The 18,176-nt window shown below is 73.4% G+C and carries 12 protein-coding genes; 10 read left to right on the top strand and 2 right to left on the bottom strand.

The features are described 5' to 3' along the window. The first annotated feature begins 157 nt into the window (after positions 1-157). From ABZ249_RS25830 to ABZ249_RS25795, 8 genes are all read left to right on the top strand, one after another. Positions 158-1,837: a uroporphyrinogen-III synthase gene (locus tag ABZ249_RS25830; protein WP_220564548.1), complete on the top strand. Its 1,680-nt coding sequence runs from the start codon at positions 158-160 to the stop codon at positions 1,835-1,837. A 45-nt stretch (positions 1,838-1,882) separates the two neighbouring features. Further along, complete coding sequence (gene hemB / locus ABZ249_RS25825) at positions 1,883-2,881, top strand: porphobilinogen synthase (protein WP_355267785.1); 999 nt, start codon at positions 1,883-1,885, stop codon at positions 2,879-2,881. Between the two features lie 93 nt (positions 2,882-2,974). Beyond that, positions 2,975-3,634, top strand: a complete 660-nt coding sequence (locus tag ABZ249_RS25820) for a bifunctional DNA primase/polymerase (RefSeq protein WP_355267782.1) — start codon at positions 2,975-2,977, stop codon at positions 3,632-3,634. Between the two features lie 656 nt (positions 3,635-4,290). Then, complete coding sequence (locus tag ABZ249_RS25815) at positions 4,291-6,048, top strand: glycoside hydrolase family 6 protein (protein WP_355267779.1); 1,758 nt, start codon at positions 4,291-4,293, stop codon at positions 6,046-6,048. A 277-nt stretch (positions 6,049-6,325) separates the two neighbouring features. Beyond that, the gene (locus ABZ249_RS25810; RefSeq protein ID WP_355267776.1) at positions 6,326-8,986 is read left to right on the top strand and encodes a glycoside hydrolase family 48 protein; all 2,661 of its coding nucleotides are present in this window, start codon (positions 6,326-6,328) and stop codon (positions 8,984-8,986) included. Between the two features lie 155 nt (positions 8,987-9,141). Next, a complete protein-coding gene (locus ABZ249_RS25805) occupies positions 9,142-10,533 on the top strand; it encodes an endo-1,4-beta-xylanase (RefSeq protein WP_355267773.1) in 1,392 nt (463 codons plus the stop codon). A gap of 135 nt (positions 10,534-10,668) precedes the next feature. After that, the gene (locus tag ABZ249_RS25800; protein ID WP_355267770.1) at positions 10,669-12,048 is read left to right on the top strand and encodes a cellulase family glycosylhydrolase; all 1,380 of its coding nucleotides are present in this window, start codon (positions 10,669-10,671) and stop codon (positions 12,046-12,048) included. Positions 12,049-12,116: 68 nt separating this feature from the next. Next, positions 12,117-13,199, top strand: coding sequence for a lytic polysaccharide monooxygenase (locus tag ABZ249_RS25795; RefSeq protein ID WP_355267767.1), 1,083 nt, complete (start codon positions 12,117-12,119; stop codon positions 13,197-13,199). 114 nt (positions 13,200-13,313) lie between these two features. Here the strand turns inward: ABZ249_RS25795 and ABZ249_RS25790 are convergent, their stop codons facing one another. Beyond that, the gene (locus ABZ249_RS25790) at positions 13,314-14,240 is read right to left on the bottom strand and encodes a TIGR04222 domain-containing membrane protein (RefSeq protein WP_355267764.1); all 927 of its coding nucleotides are present in this window, start codon (positions 14,238-14,240) and stop codon (positions 13,314-13,316) included. A gap of 158 nt (positions 14,241-14,398) precedes the next feature. On the opposite strand from ABZ249_RS25790, the gene ABZ249_RS25785 reads away from it, so the two are divergent. Continuing rightward, positions 14,399-14,956, top strand: coding sequence for a 3'-5' exoribonuclease (locus tag ABZ249_RS25785; RefSeq protein ID WP_355267761.1), 558 nt, complete (start codon positions 14,399-14,401; stop codon positions 14,954-14,956). Here the strand turns inward: ABZ249_RS25785 and ABZ249_RS25780 are convergent. Continuing rightward, entirely contained in the window at positions 14,938-15,738 is an 801-nt protein-coding gene (locus tag ABZ249_RS25780) for a GNAT family N-acetyltransferase (protein ID WP_355267758.1), read from the bottom strand. The genes ABZ249_RS25785 and ABZ249_RS25780 overlap by 19 nt on opposite strands. Before the next feature lie 258 nt (positions 15,739-15,996). On the opposite strand from ABZ249_RS25780, the gene helR reads away from it, so the two are divergent. Continuing rightward, on the top strand, positions 15,997-18,168 hold the full coding sequence (gene helR / locus ABZ249_RS25775) for an RNA polymerase recycling motor ATPase HelR (RefSeq protein WP_355267801.1): 2,172 nt from the start codon (positions 15,997-15,999) through the stop codon (positions 18,166-18,168). Positions 18,169-18,176 lie beyond the last annotated feature (8 nt).

The raw sequence follows: 18,176 nt of genomic DNA, 5'->3' as shown, positions 1-18,176 counted from the left end.
TCGCAGACCTCCCGGGCGATGTCGATCTCGGTGTCTATTAAGATCTCGGGCGCGACGGGCACGTCCGCCGTTCCCGCCCGCGTCCCGGGACGCGGGCGGGAACGGCGGCGGCACGGTCCAGTGGCAACCCCATCCAGTGGCAGCACAGAGGAGTCACGTGAACGCCAACGCCAATCCTTCGCCGGAGGAGCGCGCAGCCGTCCGGCCCGGGCACGTCGCCCTGGTCGGTGCCGGGCCGGGCGGGGCCGGGCTGCTGACCCTGCGCGGCGCCGAGCTGCTGCGCGACGCCGACGTGGTCATCACGCCGCGCGAGCCCGCCGCCGAGGACCTGGCGGGCTTCCGCGAGGAACTCCTCACCCACTGCCGCGAGGACGTCACCACCGCCCGGGCCGAGGACATCGGCGACGTCGACGCCTTCGCCCTGGCCCGCGCCCGCGAGGGCCTGCGGGTGGTGCGGCTCTACTCCGGCGACCCGTTCTTCGGCTGCCGCGGCGCCGAGCTGGTCCTGGCCTGCCGGGAGGCGGGCGTCGAGGTGGAGGTCGCCCCCGGTGTCTCCTCCGTCACCGCCGTCCCGGCCTTCGCGGGCATCCCCCTGATGGGCCACGGCACCCCCGAGGTGCGCATCCTCAACGCCCGCGCCCGCGGCGCCGAGGTGGACTGGCACGAGGCCGCCGCGAGCGACGCGCCCCTGTTGATCCTGGGGGGCGACGCCCCCGCGGAGGAGCCCGCCGAGTTCCAGGGCCCCGGGTTCGACGTGCTGTGCAAGACCCTCATCGCCGGGGGGCGGCCCGCCACCACGCCGGTCGCCGTCGTCCGCGCCGGGGGCACCACCCGCCAGACCACCGTGGCCTCCACCCTGGGCCGCCTCGTCGCCGAGCTCAAGGCCAAGGACGCCAAGGGCCACCACCTCACCGCCCCGGCGATGATGGTCGTCGGAGCCCCGGCCGGCCGCCACGCCGAGCTGTCCTGGTACGAGGGCCGCCCGCTGTTCGGCTGGCGGGTGCTGGTGCCCCGCACCAAGGAGCAGGCCGCCGCCCTCTCCGAGCAGCTGCGCGACCACGGCGCCGTGCCCGAGGAGGTGCCCACCATCTCGGTGGAGCCGCCGCGCACCCCGCAGCAGATGGAGCGCGCCGTCCGCGGCCTGGTCACCGGCCGCTACCAGTGGGTGGCCTTCACCTCCGTCAACGCGGTCAAGGCGATCCGCGAGAGGCTGGAGTCCTACGGCCTGGACGCGCGCGCGTTCGCCGGGGTCAAGGTCGCCGTCGTCGGCGAGGCCACCGCCCGCGCGGTCCGCGAGTTCGGGATCCAGCCCGACCTCGCCCCGCCCGACGACGCCCAGTCCAGCGCCGGTCTGGTGTCGGTGTGGCCGCCCTACGACGCCGAGATCGACCCCATCGAGCGGGTGCTGCTGCCGCGTGCCGACATCGCCACCGAGACCCTGGCCGCGGGCCTCACCGACCTGGGCTGGGAGATCGACGACGTCACCGCCTACCGGACCGTCCGGGCGGCGCCCCCGCCCGCCCCCGTCCGAGAGGCGATCAAGGGCGGCGGTTTCGACGCGGTGCTGTTCACGTCCTCCTCCACGGTGCGCAACCTGGTGGGGATCGCGGGCAAGCCGCACAACACCACCGTCATCGCCGTGATCGGCCCCGAGACCGAGAAGACCGCCATAGAGTTCGGACTGCGGGTCGACGTCGTGGCACCCAAAGCCTCCGTTTCGGCCCTCGTGGACGCGCTTTCGGAGTACGGTGCGGCCAAGCGCCGTGAGGCGATCGAGGCGGGCAAGCCCGTTCTCAAGCCGAGCCAGAAGCGCCGCGGACGCCGCCGCAAGCTCTGAGCCGACCCCGTCACCAGCACGAACCAGCCTTCCTCAGGAGTACCCATGGACACCACCGGTCGCGAAGCGGCCTACCCCGCCGCCCGGCCGCGCCGCCTGCGCCGGGGCCCGGCGCTGCGCCGCCTGGTCGCCGAGACGCGGGTGCTGCCGGAGAACCTGGTCCTGCCGCTGTTCGTCAAGGAGGGGATCGACGAGCCGGTCGCGATCTCGTCCATGCCGGGCCAGTTCCAGCACACCCGCGACAGCCTGCGCCGGGCCGCCCACGAGGCGGCCGAGGCCGGGGTCGGCGGCGTCATCCTGTTCGGCATCCCCGCGCACAAGGACGAGCGCGGCTCCGCGGCCGACGACCCGCACGGCATCGTCCAGGAGGCGCTGCGCGACCTGTCCAAGGACGTGGGCGACGCCCTGGTGGTCATGGCCGACCTGTGCCTGTGCGAGTACACCTCGCACGGCCACTGCGGCCCGCTGGAGGCCGACGGGCACGTGGACAACGACCTGACCCTGGAGCGGTACGCGTCCATCGCCGCCGCCCAGGCCGAGGCGGGCGCCGCCGTGGTGGCCCCCAGCGGCATGATGGACGGCCAGGTCGCGGCGATCCGCGCCGGGCTGGACCGGGCCGGGTTCGCCCAGGTGCCGATCCTGGCCTACGCGGCCAAGTACGCCTCCTCGTTCTACGGCCCGTTCCGGGAGGCCGCCGAGGGCGCGCCGCGGTTCGGGGACCGGTCCGGGTACCAGCAGGACCCGGCCAACGCCCGGGAGGCGCTGCGCGAGGTGGCCCTGGACGTCGCCGAGGGCGCGGACATGGTGATGGTCAAACCGGGCCTGGCCTACCTCGACATCATCGCCAAGGTGGCCGAGGCCTCCCCGGTGCCCGTGTCGGCCTACCAGGTCAGCGGCGAGTACGCCATGATCGAGGCGGCGGCGGAGCGCGGGTGGATCGACCGCGAGCGGGCGATCCTGGAGACCCTCACCTCCTACCGGCGGGCGGGGGCCGAGCAGGTGCTCACGTACTGGGCGACCGAGGCGGCACGCCTGCTCCGGTAGCGCGACCGGATCGCCCACCCCGGTCGCGGTCGCCGGGTGCGGGTCCGGGTTCAGGACCGCACCTGGAACACCGAGAACACCGGGGAGGGCTCCATGGCCGATGTGTTGTACCGACGGAAGCGGCGTCCGGCGATGGACGGCATGGTCGACGCCGCGCTGGGCTACGCCGCACTGGGCTGGCCCGTGGTGCGGGGCGCCGCACCGGGCGAGGACCGCGCCTGCAACTGCGAGCGGCTGGGCTGTCCGGATCCGGCGGCCCATCCGGCGACCATGGCCTGGGGTGTCGAGGCCAGCACCGACACCGACACGATCCGCCGGTGGTGGGCGGCCGACCCCGAGGCCAACGTGATCCTGCCGACGGGGCGGGTCTTCGACGTCTTCGACGTACCGCGCGAGGCCGGCGTGATGGCGCTGGCGCGGATGGGCCGGGCGGGCGTGCCCGCGGGCCCGGTGGCGGCGCTGGGGTCGCGGTACCTGTTCTTCGTGGCGACGCGGTCGCCGGTCGACGAGGACGAGTGGTGGTCCTGCCACCTGGACTGCGTCCCCGAGGCGATCGAGGACATGCCGGGCCTGCGCTGGCACTGCCGGGACAGCTTCGTCCTGGGCTCCCCGTCCCGGCTGCCGGGCGGGGGCCGGGTGAGCTGGATCCGCACCCCGCGCGACTCCGGCGGCTCGGTGGTGCTGCCGGACCCGATCGCGGTCCTGGGCATCCTGGCCGACGCAAGCGAGGAGTTCGGCGACACCGGCCGCTGACGGCCGGCGGGCGGGAGCGGCGCGCTCCCGCTCCCGTACGCCGTGCCCCGGTACCCCCGTGCGGCGCCCCGGCATGCGGCGCCCCCGTGCGCGGTGGCGGCGGGGGACGGGCCCCGGCGGCGGTCGCACACGGTCCCGGGAGCCCGCGCGGCCGCTGACTTTCGCTTTCTTTCGGGGTTTTCGGGGTCTTGACAATCGGCGCGCGACCCCTATCGGTAACACCATTGTTCGGGCAGTTGTTCACTTAAGTCACACGGTTCACGCCATTATCGCGTCGACCTGCGAGCTTAATGCCCGTTCACCTGGAGTTTCGTGATGGGCTGCCGTCCCATCCGGCACGAAATCTCTTTTTCATTCGCTGTTTACATATCACCATTGCGTGGCTACTCTCGTGGGAGCGCTCCCGAACAGAGCGCTACCGCACTCCCTGGCCCCAGCGGCCCGCCTGCCCCCGACCGCTCCGTCGCCCGACCGGGATCCCCGCCATTGTATGGGAGCGCTCCCGGAACCGGGTCGGCCCCGCCGGAGAAAAGCCATGCCCCGCTCCCCGCCATTCCCACGGCCATGCCTCGGATTCCCCGCAGTCGTCGCGTCCCGCGCGACACCATCTTTCCTTTCCCTACGGATCACCCCCCTCCGCAAGGAAGAAGCAGAAGATGAGAAGAATCCACAGTGCCGTGACACCCGGACCGTCGCGCGCACGCAGAGGGCCGGCCGCCCTGTCCGCCCTTGTGGTGGGCACCGCTCTGGCCGTCGTCCCCGCCTCTCCCGCCAGCGCCGAAGCCGGCTGTGCCGTCGACTACACGGTCGATGACTGGGGCTCGGGCTTCACCGCGAACGTCGAGATCACCAACCTGGGCGACCCGGTCGACGACTGGACCCTGGAGTGGTCCTTCCCCGGCAACCAGCAGATCAGCAACCTGTGGGGCGGCACCCACACCCAGAGCGGGGCCAACGTCTCCGTCTCCGACGCCGGGTACAACGCCGCCATCGCCACCGACGGCTCGGTGTCCTTCGGGTTCAACGCCAACTACAGCGGCTCGAACGCGGCCCCGCTCGCGTTCGAGCTCAACGGCGTCCTGTGCGACGGCGCGGTCGACCCCGACCCGGACCCCGACCCCGATCCGGATCCGGACCCCGACCCCTCCGGCCGCGTGGACAACCCCTACGTCGGGGCCGACGTCTACGTGAACCCCGTCTGGTCGGCGAACGCCGCGGCCGAGCCCGGCGGTGAGGCGGTGGCGAACGAGCCCACCGGCGTGTGGCTCGACCGCATCGGCGCCATCGAGGGCAACGACAGCCCCACCACCGGCTCCATGGGCCTGCGCGACCACCTGGACGAGGCCCTGGAGCAGGCGGCCGGCGAGCCCTTGGTGTTCCAGGTCGTCATCTACAACCTGCCCGGCCGCGACTGCGCCGCCCTGGCCTCCAACGGCGAGCTCGAACCCCACGAGATCGACCGCTACAAGAACGAGTACATCGACCCGATCGCCGACATCCTCGCCGACTACGAGGACACCGAGCTGCGCATCGTGACCACGGTGGAGATCGACTCGCTGCCCAACCTGGTCACCAACGTCACCCCGCGGCCCACCGCCACCCCCGAGTGCGACGAGATGCTGGCCAACGGCAACTACGTCGAGGGCGTCGGCTACGCCCTGGCGACCCTGGGCGCCATCGACAACGTCTACAACTACGTGGACGCCGGCCACCACGGCTGGATCGGCTGGGACGACAACTTCGGAGCCTCCGCCCAGATCTTCTACCAGGCCGCCAACGCCGCCGGGGCCACCCCCGACGACGTGCACGGCTTCATCGCCAACACCGCCAACTACTCGGCCCTGAAGGAGGACCACTTCTCCGTCGACCAGACCATCGGCGGCGTCCCGGTCCGCCAGTCCGACTGGGTCGACTGGAACCGCTACGTCGATGAACTGGGCTTCGCCCAGGCGCTGCGCCAGGAGCTGGTCTCCCAGGGCTTCCCGTCCGACATCGGGATGCTCATCGACACCTCCCGCAACGGCTGGGGCGGTCCCGACCGGCCCACCGGCCCGGGCCCCGAGACCGACGTGAACGCCTACGTGGACGGCGGCCGCTACGACCGGCGCCTCAACCCGGGCAACTGGTGCAACCAGGCCGGGGCCGGACTGGGCGAGCGCCCGCAGGCCGCGCCCGAGGCCGGGATCGACGCCTACGTGTGGATGAAGCCGCCGGGCGAGTCCGACGGCTCCAGCGAGTTCATCGAGAACCCCGAGGGCAAGGGCTTCGACCGGATGTGCGACCCCACCTACGAGGGCAACGTGCGCAACGGCAACAGCATGAGCGGGGCGCTGCCCGACGCCCCCATCTCCGGGCACTGGTTCTCCGCCCAGTTCCAGGAGCTGCTGGACAACGCCTACCCGCCGCTCGACTGACCGGAGGCGGCCACCGGCCCCGCGGCCGGTGACCGCCCCTCCCGACTCCGGCGGCCCCCGGGCGCTTCCGAGCGGACGCACCGCCCGGGCCGCCGGCCCCCACCCGGTCCCCTCCGCCTCTCGGGGACCGGACGCCGGGCGGGGATCCCGGAACGATCCCCGCCCGGCCCCACACCACCCGAACCCCCCTCTCGGTCCCGCCGCGTGCGGGTGGCGTGGCTCCGCCATGCCCGCCCGCCCCCGGGCCCGGTGAGGGGGATCCACCCAGGAGACGCACGTGCACACCCCCCGCACGCGCCGCCGATGGCGCAGACCCCTCTCCCTCCTCGCGGCCACCTCGCTGGCGGCCGCCCTGCTGCCGGCCTCGGCCGCGCACGCCGCCCCGCTCTGCACGGTCGACTACACCGTCACCAACGACTGGGGCAGCGGCTTCACCGCCGACGTCACCCTCACCAACCACGGCCCCGAGGTCTCCCCCTGGAGCCTGGGCTGGGACTTCCCCGGAAGCCAGCAGGTCACCAACGCCTGGAACGCCACGGCCACCCAGTCCGGCGCCTCGGTCACCGCCACCGCCCCCGCCTGGTCGCCCGGGCTGGCCACCGGCCAGAGCGCCTCCTTCGGCTTCCAGGGCACCGGCTCCGGGGCCGCCCCCACCGAGTTCACCCTCAACGGGACCTCCTGCGAGGACGGCGGCGAGGAGCCCGGACCGGAGGACGGCGAGATCGTCGTCTCCCCGGCGAGCGTCGCCGTGGACCCGGGCGGCACGGCCTCCTTCGACGTCCACCTGTCCGCCGCCCCCGAGGACGACGTGGCGGTGACCGTCGAGCGCACCTCCGGCTCCGACACCCTCTCCCTCACCGCCGGGAGCGCGCTCACCTTCACCGCGGACGACTGGGGCGAGGCCCAGGAGGTCACCGTGGCCTCCTCCGGGGACGGTGAGGGCGAACCCGCCCAGGCCGTGTTCACCGTGGCCGCCGAGGGCTACGACCCCGTGACCGTCACCGTGCGGGAGCGCTCCGGCGCCACCAACGCCTACGAGGCCGAGTTCCTCGAGCAGTACGAGAAGATCAAGGACCCGGCCAACGGGTACTTCCGGGAGTTCGACGGACTGCTGGTCCCGTACCACTCCGTGGAGACCCTGATCGTGGAGGCGCCCGACCACGGGCACGCCACCACCTCCGAGGCGTACAGCTACTACCTGTGGCTGGAGGCCACCTACGGCCGCGTCACCGGCGACTGGGAGCCCTTCAACGCCGCGTGGGCGTCCATGGAGGCGTTCATCATCCCGGGCACCGCCGACCAGCCCACCAACGCCTCCTACGACCCGTCCTCGCCCGCCACCTACATCGCCGAGTCCACCGACCCCGCGGACTACCCGATGCCCCTGGACCAGGGCGTCCAGGTCGGACAGGACCCGCTGGCCGACGAGCTGAGCAGCACCTACGGGACCGACGAGGTCTACGGCATGCACTGGCTGCTGGACGTCGACAACACCTACGGGTTCGGGTTCTGCGGCGACGGCACCGACGACGCCCCCGCCTACATCAACACGTTCCAGCGCGGCTCCAACGAGTCCGTCTGGGAGACCGTCCCGCACCCCTCCTGCGACACGTTCGAGCACGGCGGCACCAACGGGTACCTGGACCTGTTCACCGACGACTCCAACTACTCGGAGCAGTGGCGCTACACCAACGCCCCCGACGCCGACGCGCGCGCCGTCCAGGTCGCCTACCAGGCGCACACCTGGGCGAGCGAGCAGGGCAACGAGGGCGCCATCGCCGACAGCGTCGCCGACGCCGCCCGCATGGGCGACTACCTGCGGTATGCCATGTTCGACAAGTACTTCAAGGAGGTCGGTGACTGCGTCGGGCCCCAGGCCTGCGCCCCCGGCAGCGGCAGGGAGTCCGCGCACTACCTGATGTCCTGGTACTACGCCTGGGGCGGCGCCCTGGGCAGCGCCCAGTACCCCTGGGCCTGGCGCATCGGCGGCTCCTCCGCCCACCAGGGCTACCAGAACGTCATGGCCGCCTACGCCCTCTCCGAGGTCGACGCCCTCACCCCCGAGTCGCCCACCGGCGCCGACGACTGGGGCACCAGCCTCGACCGGCAGCTGGAGTTCCTCCAGTGGCTCCAGTCCGCCGACGGCGGCATCGCCGGCGGCGCCACCAACAGCTGGGAGGGCGACTACGGGCAGCCGCCCGCGGGCACCCCGACCTTCTACGGGATGTTCTACGACGAGAAGCCCGTCTGGCACGACCCGCCGTCGAACCGGTGGTTCGGGTTCCAGGTCTGGGACATGGAGCGCGTCGCCGAGTACCACCGCATCACCGGCGACGAGCGCGCCGGGGAGATCCTCGACGCCTGGGTGCCCTGGGCCATCGCCAACACCACGGTCGGCGCCGACGGCGAGTTCGCCATCCCCGCCGACATGGAGTGGAGCGGCGCCCCCGACACCTGGACCGGCACCTCCACCGGCAACCCCGGCCTGCGGGTCGAGGTGGTCTCCCACAACCAGGACGTCGGCATCGCCGCCGGGCTGGCCAAGACCCTCATGCACTACGCCGCCGCCACCGGCGACGCGCAGGCGCGCGAGGTCGCCGAGGGCCTGCTGGAGGCGCTGCTGCACCACCAGGACGACCTGGGCGTGGCGGTGCCCGAGGTGCGGGCCGACTACCAGCGGTTCGACGACCCGTACGACTCGCCCGACGGCGGGGTGTACGTCCCCGACGGCTGGACCGGCACCATGCCCAACGGCGACGTGATCGACTCCGACTCCACGTTCGCGTCCATCCGGTCCTTCTACGAGGACGACCCCGACTGGCCCGAGGTCCAGGCCTACCTGGACGGCGGCCCGGCGCCCGAGTTCACCTACCACCGCTTCTGGGCGCAGGTGGACGTGGCGACCGCGCTGGCGGTGCACGGGGAGCTGTTCGGCTGACCCTCCCGTCCCGCTGATCCGTCCCACCGACCCCCGCGGCGGCCGTTCGACGGCGGCCGCCGCGGGACCACACGGGGGAGGGGCCGGGTCCGGCCCCGGTCCCTCCCCGCCCCCGACCCCCTCCGAAGAGTTCCCGCCGCCCCGAGGAGCGACCGATGAAGACGACCACGCGGCGCCGCACGGCGAGGTTCCTCGCCCCGGTGTTCGCACTGGCCCTGGCCCTGTCGGCCGGGTCCCCTGCCCAGGCCGAGGACCCGTCCCTGCGCGACCTCGCCGACCAGCACGGTCTGCGCATGGGTGTGGCGGTCTCCGCCCACCTGCTCGACAACGCCCGCTACGCCGAGATCGCCGCAGAGCAGTACAACTCCGTCACCCACGAGAACGAGCTGAAGTGGGAGACCGTCCAGCCCAGCCGCGGACAGTTCAACTGGACCGGCGGCGACCGCCTGGTGGACTTCGCCCGGGCCAACGGCCAGGACGTCTACGGCCACACCCTGGTCTGGCACAGCCAGCTGCCGTCCTGGGTGGCCGACGGCGGGTTCAGCGCCCCCGAGCTGGAGGGGGTGATGGAGGAGCACATCTCCACGGTCGTCGACCGCTACGCCGACGACATCAGCCACTGGGACGTGGTCAACGAGGCGTTCAACGAGGACGGGAGCTTCAGGGACACGGTGTTCTACCGGACCCTGGGCGAGGACTACATCGCCACGTCCCTGGAGATGGCTCACGCGGCCGACCCCGACGCGCGGCTGTTCATCAACGACTACAACGTCGAGGGGATCAACGCCAAGAGCGACGCCCTCTACGAGCTGGCGTCCTCCCTGCTCGACCGGGGAGTGCCCCTGCACGGCGTGGGCCTGCAGTCGCACCTCATCGTCGGACAGGTGCCGTCCAGTATGCAGGCCAACATCCAGCGGTTCGCGGACCTGGGCCTGGAAGTGGTCGTCACCGAACTGGACATCCGCACGAACACCCCGGCCTCGGAGCAGCAACTCCAGGCGCAGGCCGCCGACTACACGCGCGTGTTCCAGGCCTGCATGGCCGTGGACGGCTGCGGCGGCGTCACCGTGTGGGGCGTGGGCGACGCCAACTCCTGGATCCCGGACGTGTTCCCCGGGCAGGGCGACGCACTGCCCTACGACCACCAGTACCAGCCCAAGCCCGCCTACTGGGCGATGCACGAGGCCCTGGGCGGCGACGGGGGCCCCGGGCCGGGGCCCGGCCCCGGTGACGGGGACTGCTCGGTGACCTACACCGTGGTCAACCGGTGGAACCAGGGCGCCGTCATCGACGTGACCGTACGCAACACCGGGTCCGCGGCCGTGGACGGCTGGAGCCTGGCCTGGACCCGGCCCGCCGGCCAGCAGATCACCTCGGCCTGGAACGCCACCGTCACACAGGACGGGAGCGCGGTCACCGCCGAGGGCGTGTCGTGGAACCGGACGCTGCCGCCCGGCGGCAGCGTGACGTTCGGGTTCCAGATCGCACACCAGGGACAGGTGGACGCACCGAGCGGGTTCGAGCTCAACGGCGCCGCCTGCGACTGACCGGCCCCCCGACCCCCGGGGCCCCGCCCCCCACCACGGGCGCCCCGGGCCCGGCGCCCCGGGGGCCGGACCTCCTCCACCCGGCCCCCGGGGACCCACCCCCCGACTCCGCCCCCAGACCCCCCGGAGAACCCCATGCGACCGTCCCCGCCGACCGCGCGCCCCCGGGCCGCACTCGCCCTCGCCCTGGGCACGGCACTGACACTGACCCTCTCCCTGGTCCTCGCCCTGCTCGCCCTCGCGCCGTCCGCCGCCCGCGCCGACACCGGCTTCCGGGTCGAGGACGGGCGCCTCGTCGACGCAGCCGGGAACGACTTCCTGATCCGCGGCGTGAGCCACGCCCACACCTGGTACCTCCAGGAGACGGGCTCCTTCGCCGACATCAAGGAACTGGGGGCCAACACCGTCCGCGTCGTCCTGAGCAGCGGACAGCGCTGGACCGAGAACGGGCCCGCCGACGTGGCCGACGTGGTCTCGCTGTGCAAGGCCAACCGCCTGATCTGCATGCTCGAGGTCCACGACACCACCGGCTACGGCGAGCAGTCCGGGGCCGCCACCCTCGACCAGGCCGTCGACTACTGGCTGCGCGTCCAGGACGTGCTGGAGGGCGAGGAGGACCACGTCCTCGTCAACATCGGCAACGAGCCCTACGGCAACAACGACGCCGTCAACCAGGGCTGGGCCGACGACACCATCGCCGCCGTCGGGCGGCTGCGCGACGCCGGGTTCGAGCACACCCTCGTCGTGGACGCGCCCAACTGGGGCCAGGACTGGCAGGGCATCATGCGGCGCGACGCGCCGCTGGTGGCGGCCGCCGACGACAACACCGTCTTCTCGATCCACATGTACGGCGTGTACCAGCAGGAGTCCACGGTCGTCTCCTACCTGGAGCACTTCGCGAACGCGGGGCTGCCGCTGATCGTCGGCGAGTTCGGCCACGACCACAGCGACGGCGACCCCGACGAGGACGCGATCATGGAGCACACCCGGCGGCTGGGGCTCGGCTACATCGGCTGGTCGTGGAGCGGCAACGGCGGGGGAGTGGAGTACCTCGACATGGTCGAGGGCTTCGACCCCGAGCGGATCACCCCCTGGGGCGAGCGGATCTTCCACGGGCCCGACGGCATCGGCGAGACGTCGGTGGAGGCGCCCGTGTACGGCGGGGGCGGCGAGCCCACCGACCCGCCCACGGACCCGCCGACCGACCCGCCCACGGACCCCGAGGGCGAGTGCACGGCGGAGTTCCGGATCACCAACGAGTGGCAGGGAGGGTTCCAGGCCGAGGTGGAGGTCACGGCGCACACCGCCCTCACCGGCTGGACCGTCACCTGGACCGCGCCGTCCGGACAGAGCGTGTCCCAGGCGTGGAACACCGACCTCACCGCCTCCGGCGGCACCGTGACCGCCCGCAACGCCTCCTACAACGGCGGCCTCGCCGCGGGCGCCGCCACCACCTTCGGACTCATCGGGAACGGCCCCGCCGTCGTCCCCGATCCGACGTGCGCCGCGGCCTGAGCGGCCGCGCCGCCCCCGGCCGGGTGCCCGCCCGGCCGGGTCCCCCACCTGAAAGGAAGAACACCGCAGTGGAAAGGACCCGTATCCGCAACCTGCTGACCGCAGGGGTGGCGCTCGGAGCGCTCGCCGTCGGCTACTCGGTGGTGGTCGCGCCCGAGCCGGCCCAGGCGCACGGCGCGTTCACCTACCCCGCCTCCCGCACCTACGCCTGCTTCCAGGACGCCACCGGCGGAAGCTCCGGCGGTGCCCTGGACCCGACCAACCCGGCCTGTGAGGACGCGCTCGCCGAGGGCGGCGACTACCCGTTCTGGAACTGGTTCGGCAACCTGATCAGCAACTCCGACGGGCGGCACCGCGAGTTCGTCGCCGACGGCGAGCTGTGCGGGCCGACCCCGCAGTTCAGCGCGTTCAACGCCGCCCGCGACGACTGGCCGGCCACGCAGTTGCAGGCCAACACGACCGTGGAGTTCCTCCACAACGCCTGGGCCCCGCACCCGGGCACGTTCTTCACCTACGTCACCAAGGCGGGCTGGGACCCGAACCAGCCGCTGACCTGGGACGACCTGGAACTCATCGACACGGCCGTCAACCCGCCGCTGCGCAGCGGCGGCGAGGCCGGGGCCGAGTACTACTGGGACGTGGACCTGCCCGACCGGTCGGGACGCCACGTCGTGTACTCGGTGTGGGAGCGCTCGGACAGCCCGGAGGCGTTCTACAACTGCTCCGACGTGGTGTTCAGCGGCGGCGGGGACCCCGGTCCCACCGACCCGCCGGACCCGACCGACCCGCCCGAGCCCACGGACCCGCCCGAGCCGACGCCGGAGCCGACGGACCCGCCCGAGGGCGAGTACTGCACGGCCGAGTACCGGATCCTCAACGAGTGGTCCGGCGGCTTCCAGGCGGAGGTCGAGCTGACCGCCGGCGAGGAGGGCGTCGACGGCTGGATGGTGGACTGGGTGTTCGCCAACGGCCAGACCGTCTCCAGCCTGTGGAACGGCACGGTCGTGAACCACGGGTCGCACCACGAGGTGCGCAACCTGCCGCACAACAGCCTGTTGGAGCCGGGCGAGAGCACCACGTTCGGGTTCACGGCGAACCACCCGGGCGGCGTGAACATCGTCCCCCTCCCGGACTGCGGTCCCGACTCCTGACCCCCGACCCCTGACCACCGAGACCCGCAGGGCCCGGACCGCCGCAGCGGTCCGGGCCCTGCCCGGTGCGGAGGCCGGACGCCGCACCCGTGGCGGGCCGCGCCCGCCGACGGCTCAGAAGCCCCCGCCGCCCCCGCCGTCACCCCCTCCGCCCCCGCCGTCCCCTCCGCCGTCGCCGCCCCAGCCGCTCTCGCGGTCGCCGTGGTGCGCGCCCGCGAAGTTGAAACCGCCCCCGTCGCCGCTGCCGCCCCCGCCGCCTCTGCGCCGGGGGGCCGGGGCCGTCTCGTACATGCGCAGGTCCCGCCACTGGGGCAGTCCGCCCTCGCCGAACAGGGCGCAGGCCGTGACCACGGAGCCGGGGTCGCGGACGTCCCACCTGAAGCTGCGCCCGGGGTCCAGCGCGGCGTGCTCGCGGCGGGCGCGGCGCAGCCGGGCCGCCCCGGCCCGGCTGACGTACCGGCCGCCGGCGGTGAGGACCGCGCCCAGCGTGGTGGCGGCGACGAGGACCAGCGAGGCCTCCAGCAGGCTCCCGGTCGCCTCCTCCGGGAGGTTCATGACCGCCGCGACGGCCACGGGCACGGAGAGGAAGGCGAACACGCAGGGCCAGACCTTCAGGAGGCGCTGCCACCTCTGCCACAGGTGGCCGCGCCGCCGCAGGCTCCGCTCCATGCGCTCCAGGACGGCGGCGACGGCCGCGTCGTCGACGAGGAGCCCGAGGAGGTGGCGGGAGGGCACACGGCGCAGCGCCTCCAGGACCGCGGCGTCGAGCGGGTGGCCGGGGGCATCGGCCGCCTCAGAGAAGCGCAGTCCCGCGTCCCCGGGGCCCTCGGCCGCGGACGGCCCGACGGCGACGCGTCCCGAGGCGAGCAGCGCGGTGACCGCCGTGGCGACGGCCCGCGAACGGCCCCGGAGGAGGGCGAGCTCGCGCGCGTCCAAATCGGGGGAGAGGCAGCGGTTCCGGGGGACGGCGACCAGGCCCCGGTACAGGCCGAGGACGGTGAGGACGAGGGTGGCGACGATGACGGGCAGACCGGGGGACACGGGGGACCTCCGCAACGCGGGGAACGTCGGTGGAGGCGGGACAGGGCCTGCCCCGTATGTTCCCCGTCCGCGCTTCCCGCACCGGACCCCGGCCGCGGAGAATCGGAACCGTCCGCGGGCGGCCCGGCACAGGCGCCCGAGAAGCAGAGAGGCATCCGATGAAGGTCTTCTACGACACCGAGTTCGTCGAACGCGGCCCGGACCACCCGATCCACTTCGTGTCCATCGGGATGGTCGCCGAGGACGGCCGCGAGCTGTACGCGGTCAACGCCGACATGGAACAGGAGCTGGTGCGCACCCACCCCTGGGTCGACGAGAACGTCTGGCCCCACCTGCCCCTGACCGGTCCCGCCGGCGGAACCCGGGACGCCTCCCGCGAGCGCCTGGACACGGACCACCCCGACGTGCGCCCCCGCGCCGCGATCGCCCGCCTCGTCGCCGGGTTCCTCGACGCGACCCCCGACGTGGAGCTGTGGGCCTGGTACGGCTCCTACGACCACGTGGTGCTGGCCCAGCTCTTCGGCTCCATGGTCCGGTTCCCCGAGCGTGCGGCGAGGTGGACGAACGACCTCCGGCAGGAGGCCGCCCGGCTCGGGGACCCGCGGCTGCCCGAGCAGTCCGGCGGCGAGCACCACGCTCTGGCCGACGCCCGGCACAACCTGGTCCGCGCCCGGGCCCTCGGCCTCCTGGACCCGGATCAGCCCTTGAGGGCGTAGAAGTGCAGGGGGGAGTTCGGCGCGAACCCGATCCGCGGGTACATCGGCGCCCCCGCCGCCGTCGCGTGCAGGGTGGCGCGGACCAGCCCGGTCGCCCGCGCGCCCTCGTACAGGGCCTTGCGCGTCACCGCCTCCCCGTACCCCCGGCGCTCCCACTCCGGGGCGGTGGCGACCAGCACCACGAAGAGGCGCCCGTCCGTCTCCACCGCCCCCGCGCAGGTCACCGGGACACCGTCCCGCAGCCCCAGGTAGGCGTACACCCCGTCCTTCCACAGCGCCGACCCGAGCAGCCCGTCCCGGCCGTCCTCCAGCGGGAACCCGTAGGCCCGCGAGTTCAGGTCCGCGTACGCCCGCAGGTGCTCCTCGGTGCCCACCCGGACGAACTCCAGCTCGGGGTGGGACGGCGCGGGCAGCGACGGCAGGTCCCCGGCCATCCCGGTCCCCGGGAAGGCGAACTCCAGCCCCGCCCGTTCGACGGCGTCCCGCAGCCCGGCGCGCGCCTGCTCGGACAGCAGGTCCTCGAAGAGCCACAGGAACCCCGGGCGCCGCTTCGCGCGCATGACGCCGGCCGCCCGCGCCAGCCGCTCGTCGAGCAGCCCCGGGTCCGCGTCGACCTCGGTCAGCGTCACACAGTTCCAGAACGCGAACCGGCTGTCGGCCCAGCGGACCGCCACACCCGGCAGGTCGCGCACGTCGGCCCCCGGATCGCGGTCGAGCACCAGCGCGCGCCACCCCGCGGTGAGCTGCTCCATCGACTCGACCGACTCCGCACGACCCGCCATCCCGGCTCCTGACACTTCGAGGGCATTCCGTGGAACACGATCGCGCGGGGAGGGAGGGTTACCGGCCGGTTCCGCCGATCCGTGACCCGGCGCGCCGGAGGACCCGGGACGGCCGACCGGGGGCATGAAAAAAGGAGGGGGCCTCAAGGACGCTTCCCTCCACTCTCAATGTATAGCGCACCTCCGGCCTTGCGGCAAGACCCCCCTCATGCCCCACAATCGACCTTCGTGACGACACGCCATGTTCCGGGGGACCACGTGAATCCGCAGGCCACGAGCCTTTTCGAGCTGCCAGAGAACCTGGCGGCCAAAGCCGATCCGGTGCTCATCGCCGACGACGAGCGCCACTTCGCCGACATCACGCGCAGCCTGGCCGAGACCATCGCCGACCTGTCCGCCCGCCTGGACGCCGTGCGCCTCGCGCCCGGCGGCAAGGGCCGCATGGTGATGGACCGGGACATGGAGGTCCACCGCCTCTCCAACCGGCTGCGCACCCTGCGCCGCTTCGGCCTGGACCTGTGCCTGGGCAAGGTCGTCCCCGCCGACGGCACCGAGCCCGTCTACATCGGCCGCCTCGGCCTCGCCGACCCGGACGGCCGCCGGCTGCTGCTGGACTGGCGCTCGCCCGCCGCCGAGCCCTTCTTCGCCGCCACCCACGCCGACCCGCGAGGTCTGGAGAGCCGCCGCCGCTACCGCTGGACCCGCGGCCGGGTCACCGACTACTGGGACGAGGTGTTCACCGAGGAGGGGCTGGAGGGGCACCACGCCGCGCTCGACGACCAGTCCGCGTTCATCGCCAGCCTGGGCGCCACCCGCTCGTCCCGGATGCGCGACGTCCTGGGCACCATCCAGGCCGACCAGGACGCCATCATCCGGGCCGGGTCCGCCGGGGCCCTGGTCGTCGACGGCGGCCCGGGCACCGGCAAGACCGTCGTCGCCCTGCACCGCACCGCCCACCTGCTGTACTCCGACCCGCGCCTGGGGCACCGGCGCGGCGGCGTGCTGCTGGTGGGCCCGCACCGGCCCTACCTGTCCTACGTCGGCGACGTCCTGCCCAGCCTGGGCGAGGAGGGCGTGCAGACCTGCACCATCGCCGATCTCGTCCCCGAGGGCGGCGCGGTGGCCGGGGAGAAGGACCCGGAGGTGGCCCGGCTCAAGGAGTCGGCGCGGCTCGTGGACGCGATCGAGCCCGCCGTCCGGTTCTACGAGAGGCCGCCCGGGGAGGGCCTGGACATCAGGACGCCGTGGGCGCAGGTCCGCCTCACCGCGCAGGACTGGGCGGAGGCGTTCGACGCCGTCGAGCCCGGCACCCCGCACAACGAGGGGCGCGAGCCGATCTTCGACGCCCTGGTCGCGATCCTGCTGGACAAGCACGACCGGGACGAGGAGGGGGTCTCCCCGGAGATGCTGCGCCGCGTGCTCCAGCGCGACCGGGAGCTGATGACGGCGCTGTACCGGGCGTGGCCGCTGCTGGAGTACACCGACATCGTCGGCGACCTGTGGTCCGTGCCCGCCTACCTGCGCATGTGCGCCCCGTGGCTGGAGGCGGACGAGGTGCGGGCGCTCCAGCGCGCGGACGCCCAGGCCTGGACGGTGTCCGACCTGCCGTTTCTGGACGCCGCCCGGCTGCGCCTGGGAGACCCCGGGGCGTCCCGGATCCAGCGCGGCCAGCGGGCGGCGGAGGCCGCCCAGCGCGAGCGCATGTCGACCGTCATCGACGACCTGGTCGCCGCGGACGACGACGGCGAGGGCGTGGTGACGATGCTGCTCCTGGGGGACATGCAGAACAGCCTGGTGGACGACTCCGTCCTGCCGACCGCCGACCGGGACGCCCTGGCCGGGCCGTTCGCGCACATCGTGGTGGACGAGGCCCAGGAGCTGACGGACGCCCAGTGGCGGATGCTGCTGCTGCGCTGCCCCTCGCGCAGCTTCACGATCGTGGGCGACCGCGCCCAGGCCCGGCACGGGTTCACGGAGTCGTGGCGGGAGCGTCTGGAGCGCGTCGGCCTGGACCGGGTGGAGATGGCCTCGCTGAGCATCAACTACCGGACGCCGGAAGAGGTCATGGCCGCCGCGGAGCCGGTCATCCGCGAGGCCCTGCCGGACGCGAACGTGCCGACGTCCATCCGCAGCTCGGGCGTGCCGGTGGCGTACGGGGCCCTCGCCGAACTGGACGCGCGGCTCGAGGAGTGGGAGGCGCGGAACCCGGAGGGCGTCGCCTGCGTGATCGGTGACGCGGCGTTCCAGGCCGCCTTCCCGGAACGCCCGCGGGTGCGGTCCCTGACCCCGGAGCTGGCCAAGGGCCTGGAGTTCGACCTGGTGGTGCTCGTGGACCCGGACGGGTTCGGCGAGGGCGTCGCGGGGGCGGTCGACCGGTACGTGGCCATGACCCGCGCCACCCGGGAACTGGTCGTCCTCACCGGCCCCTGACCCGGGGC

It is taken from the genome of Nocardiopsis sp. NPDC006139 (genome assembly GCF_040614155.1).
GTDB classification, from domain to species: Bacteria; Actinomycetota; Actinomycetes; order Streptosporangiales; family Streptosporangiaceae; genus Nocardiopsis; species Nocardiopsis changdeensis.
The sequence above is the reverse complement of the archived record's forward strand: the minus strand, read 5'-3'. Positions and strand labels throughout refer to the sequence as shown.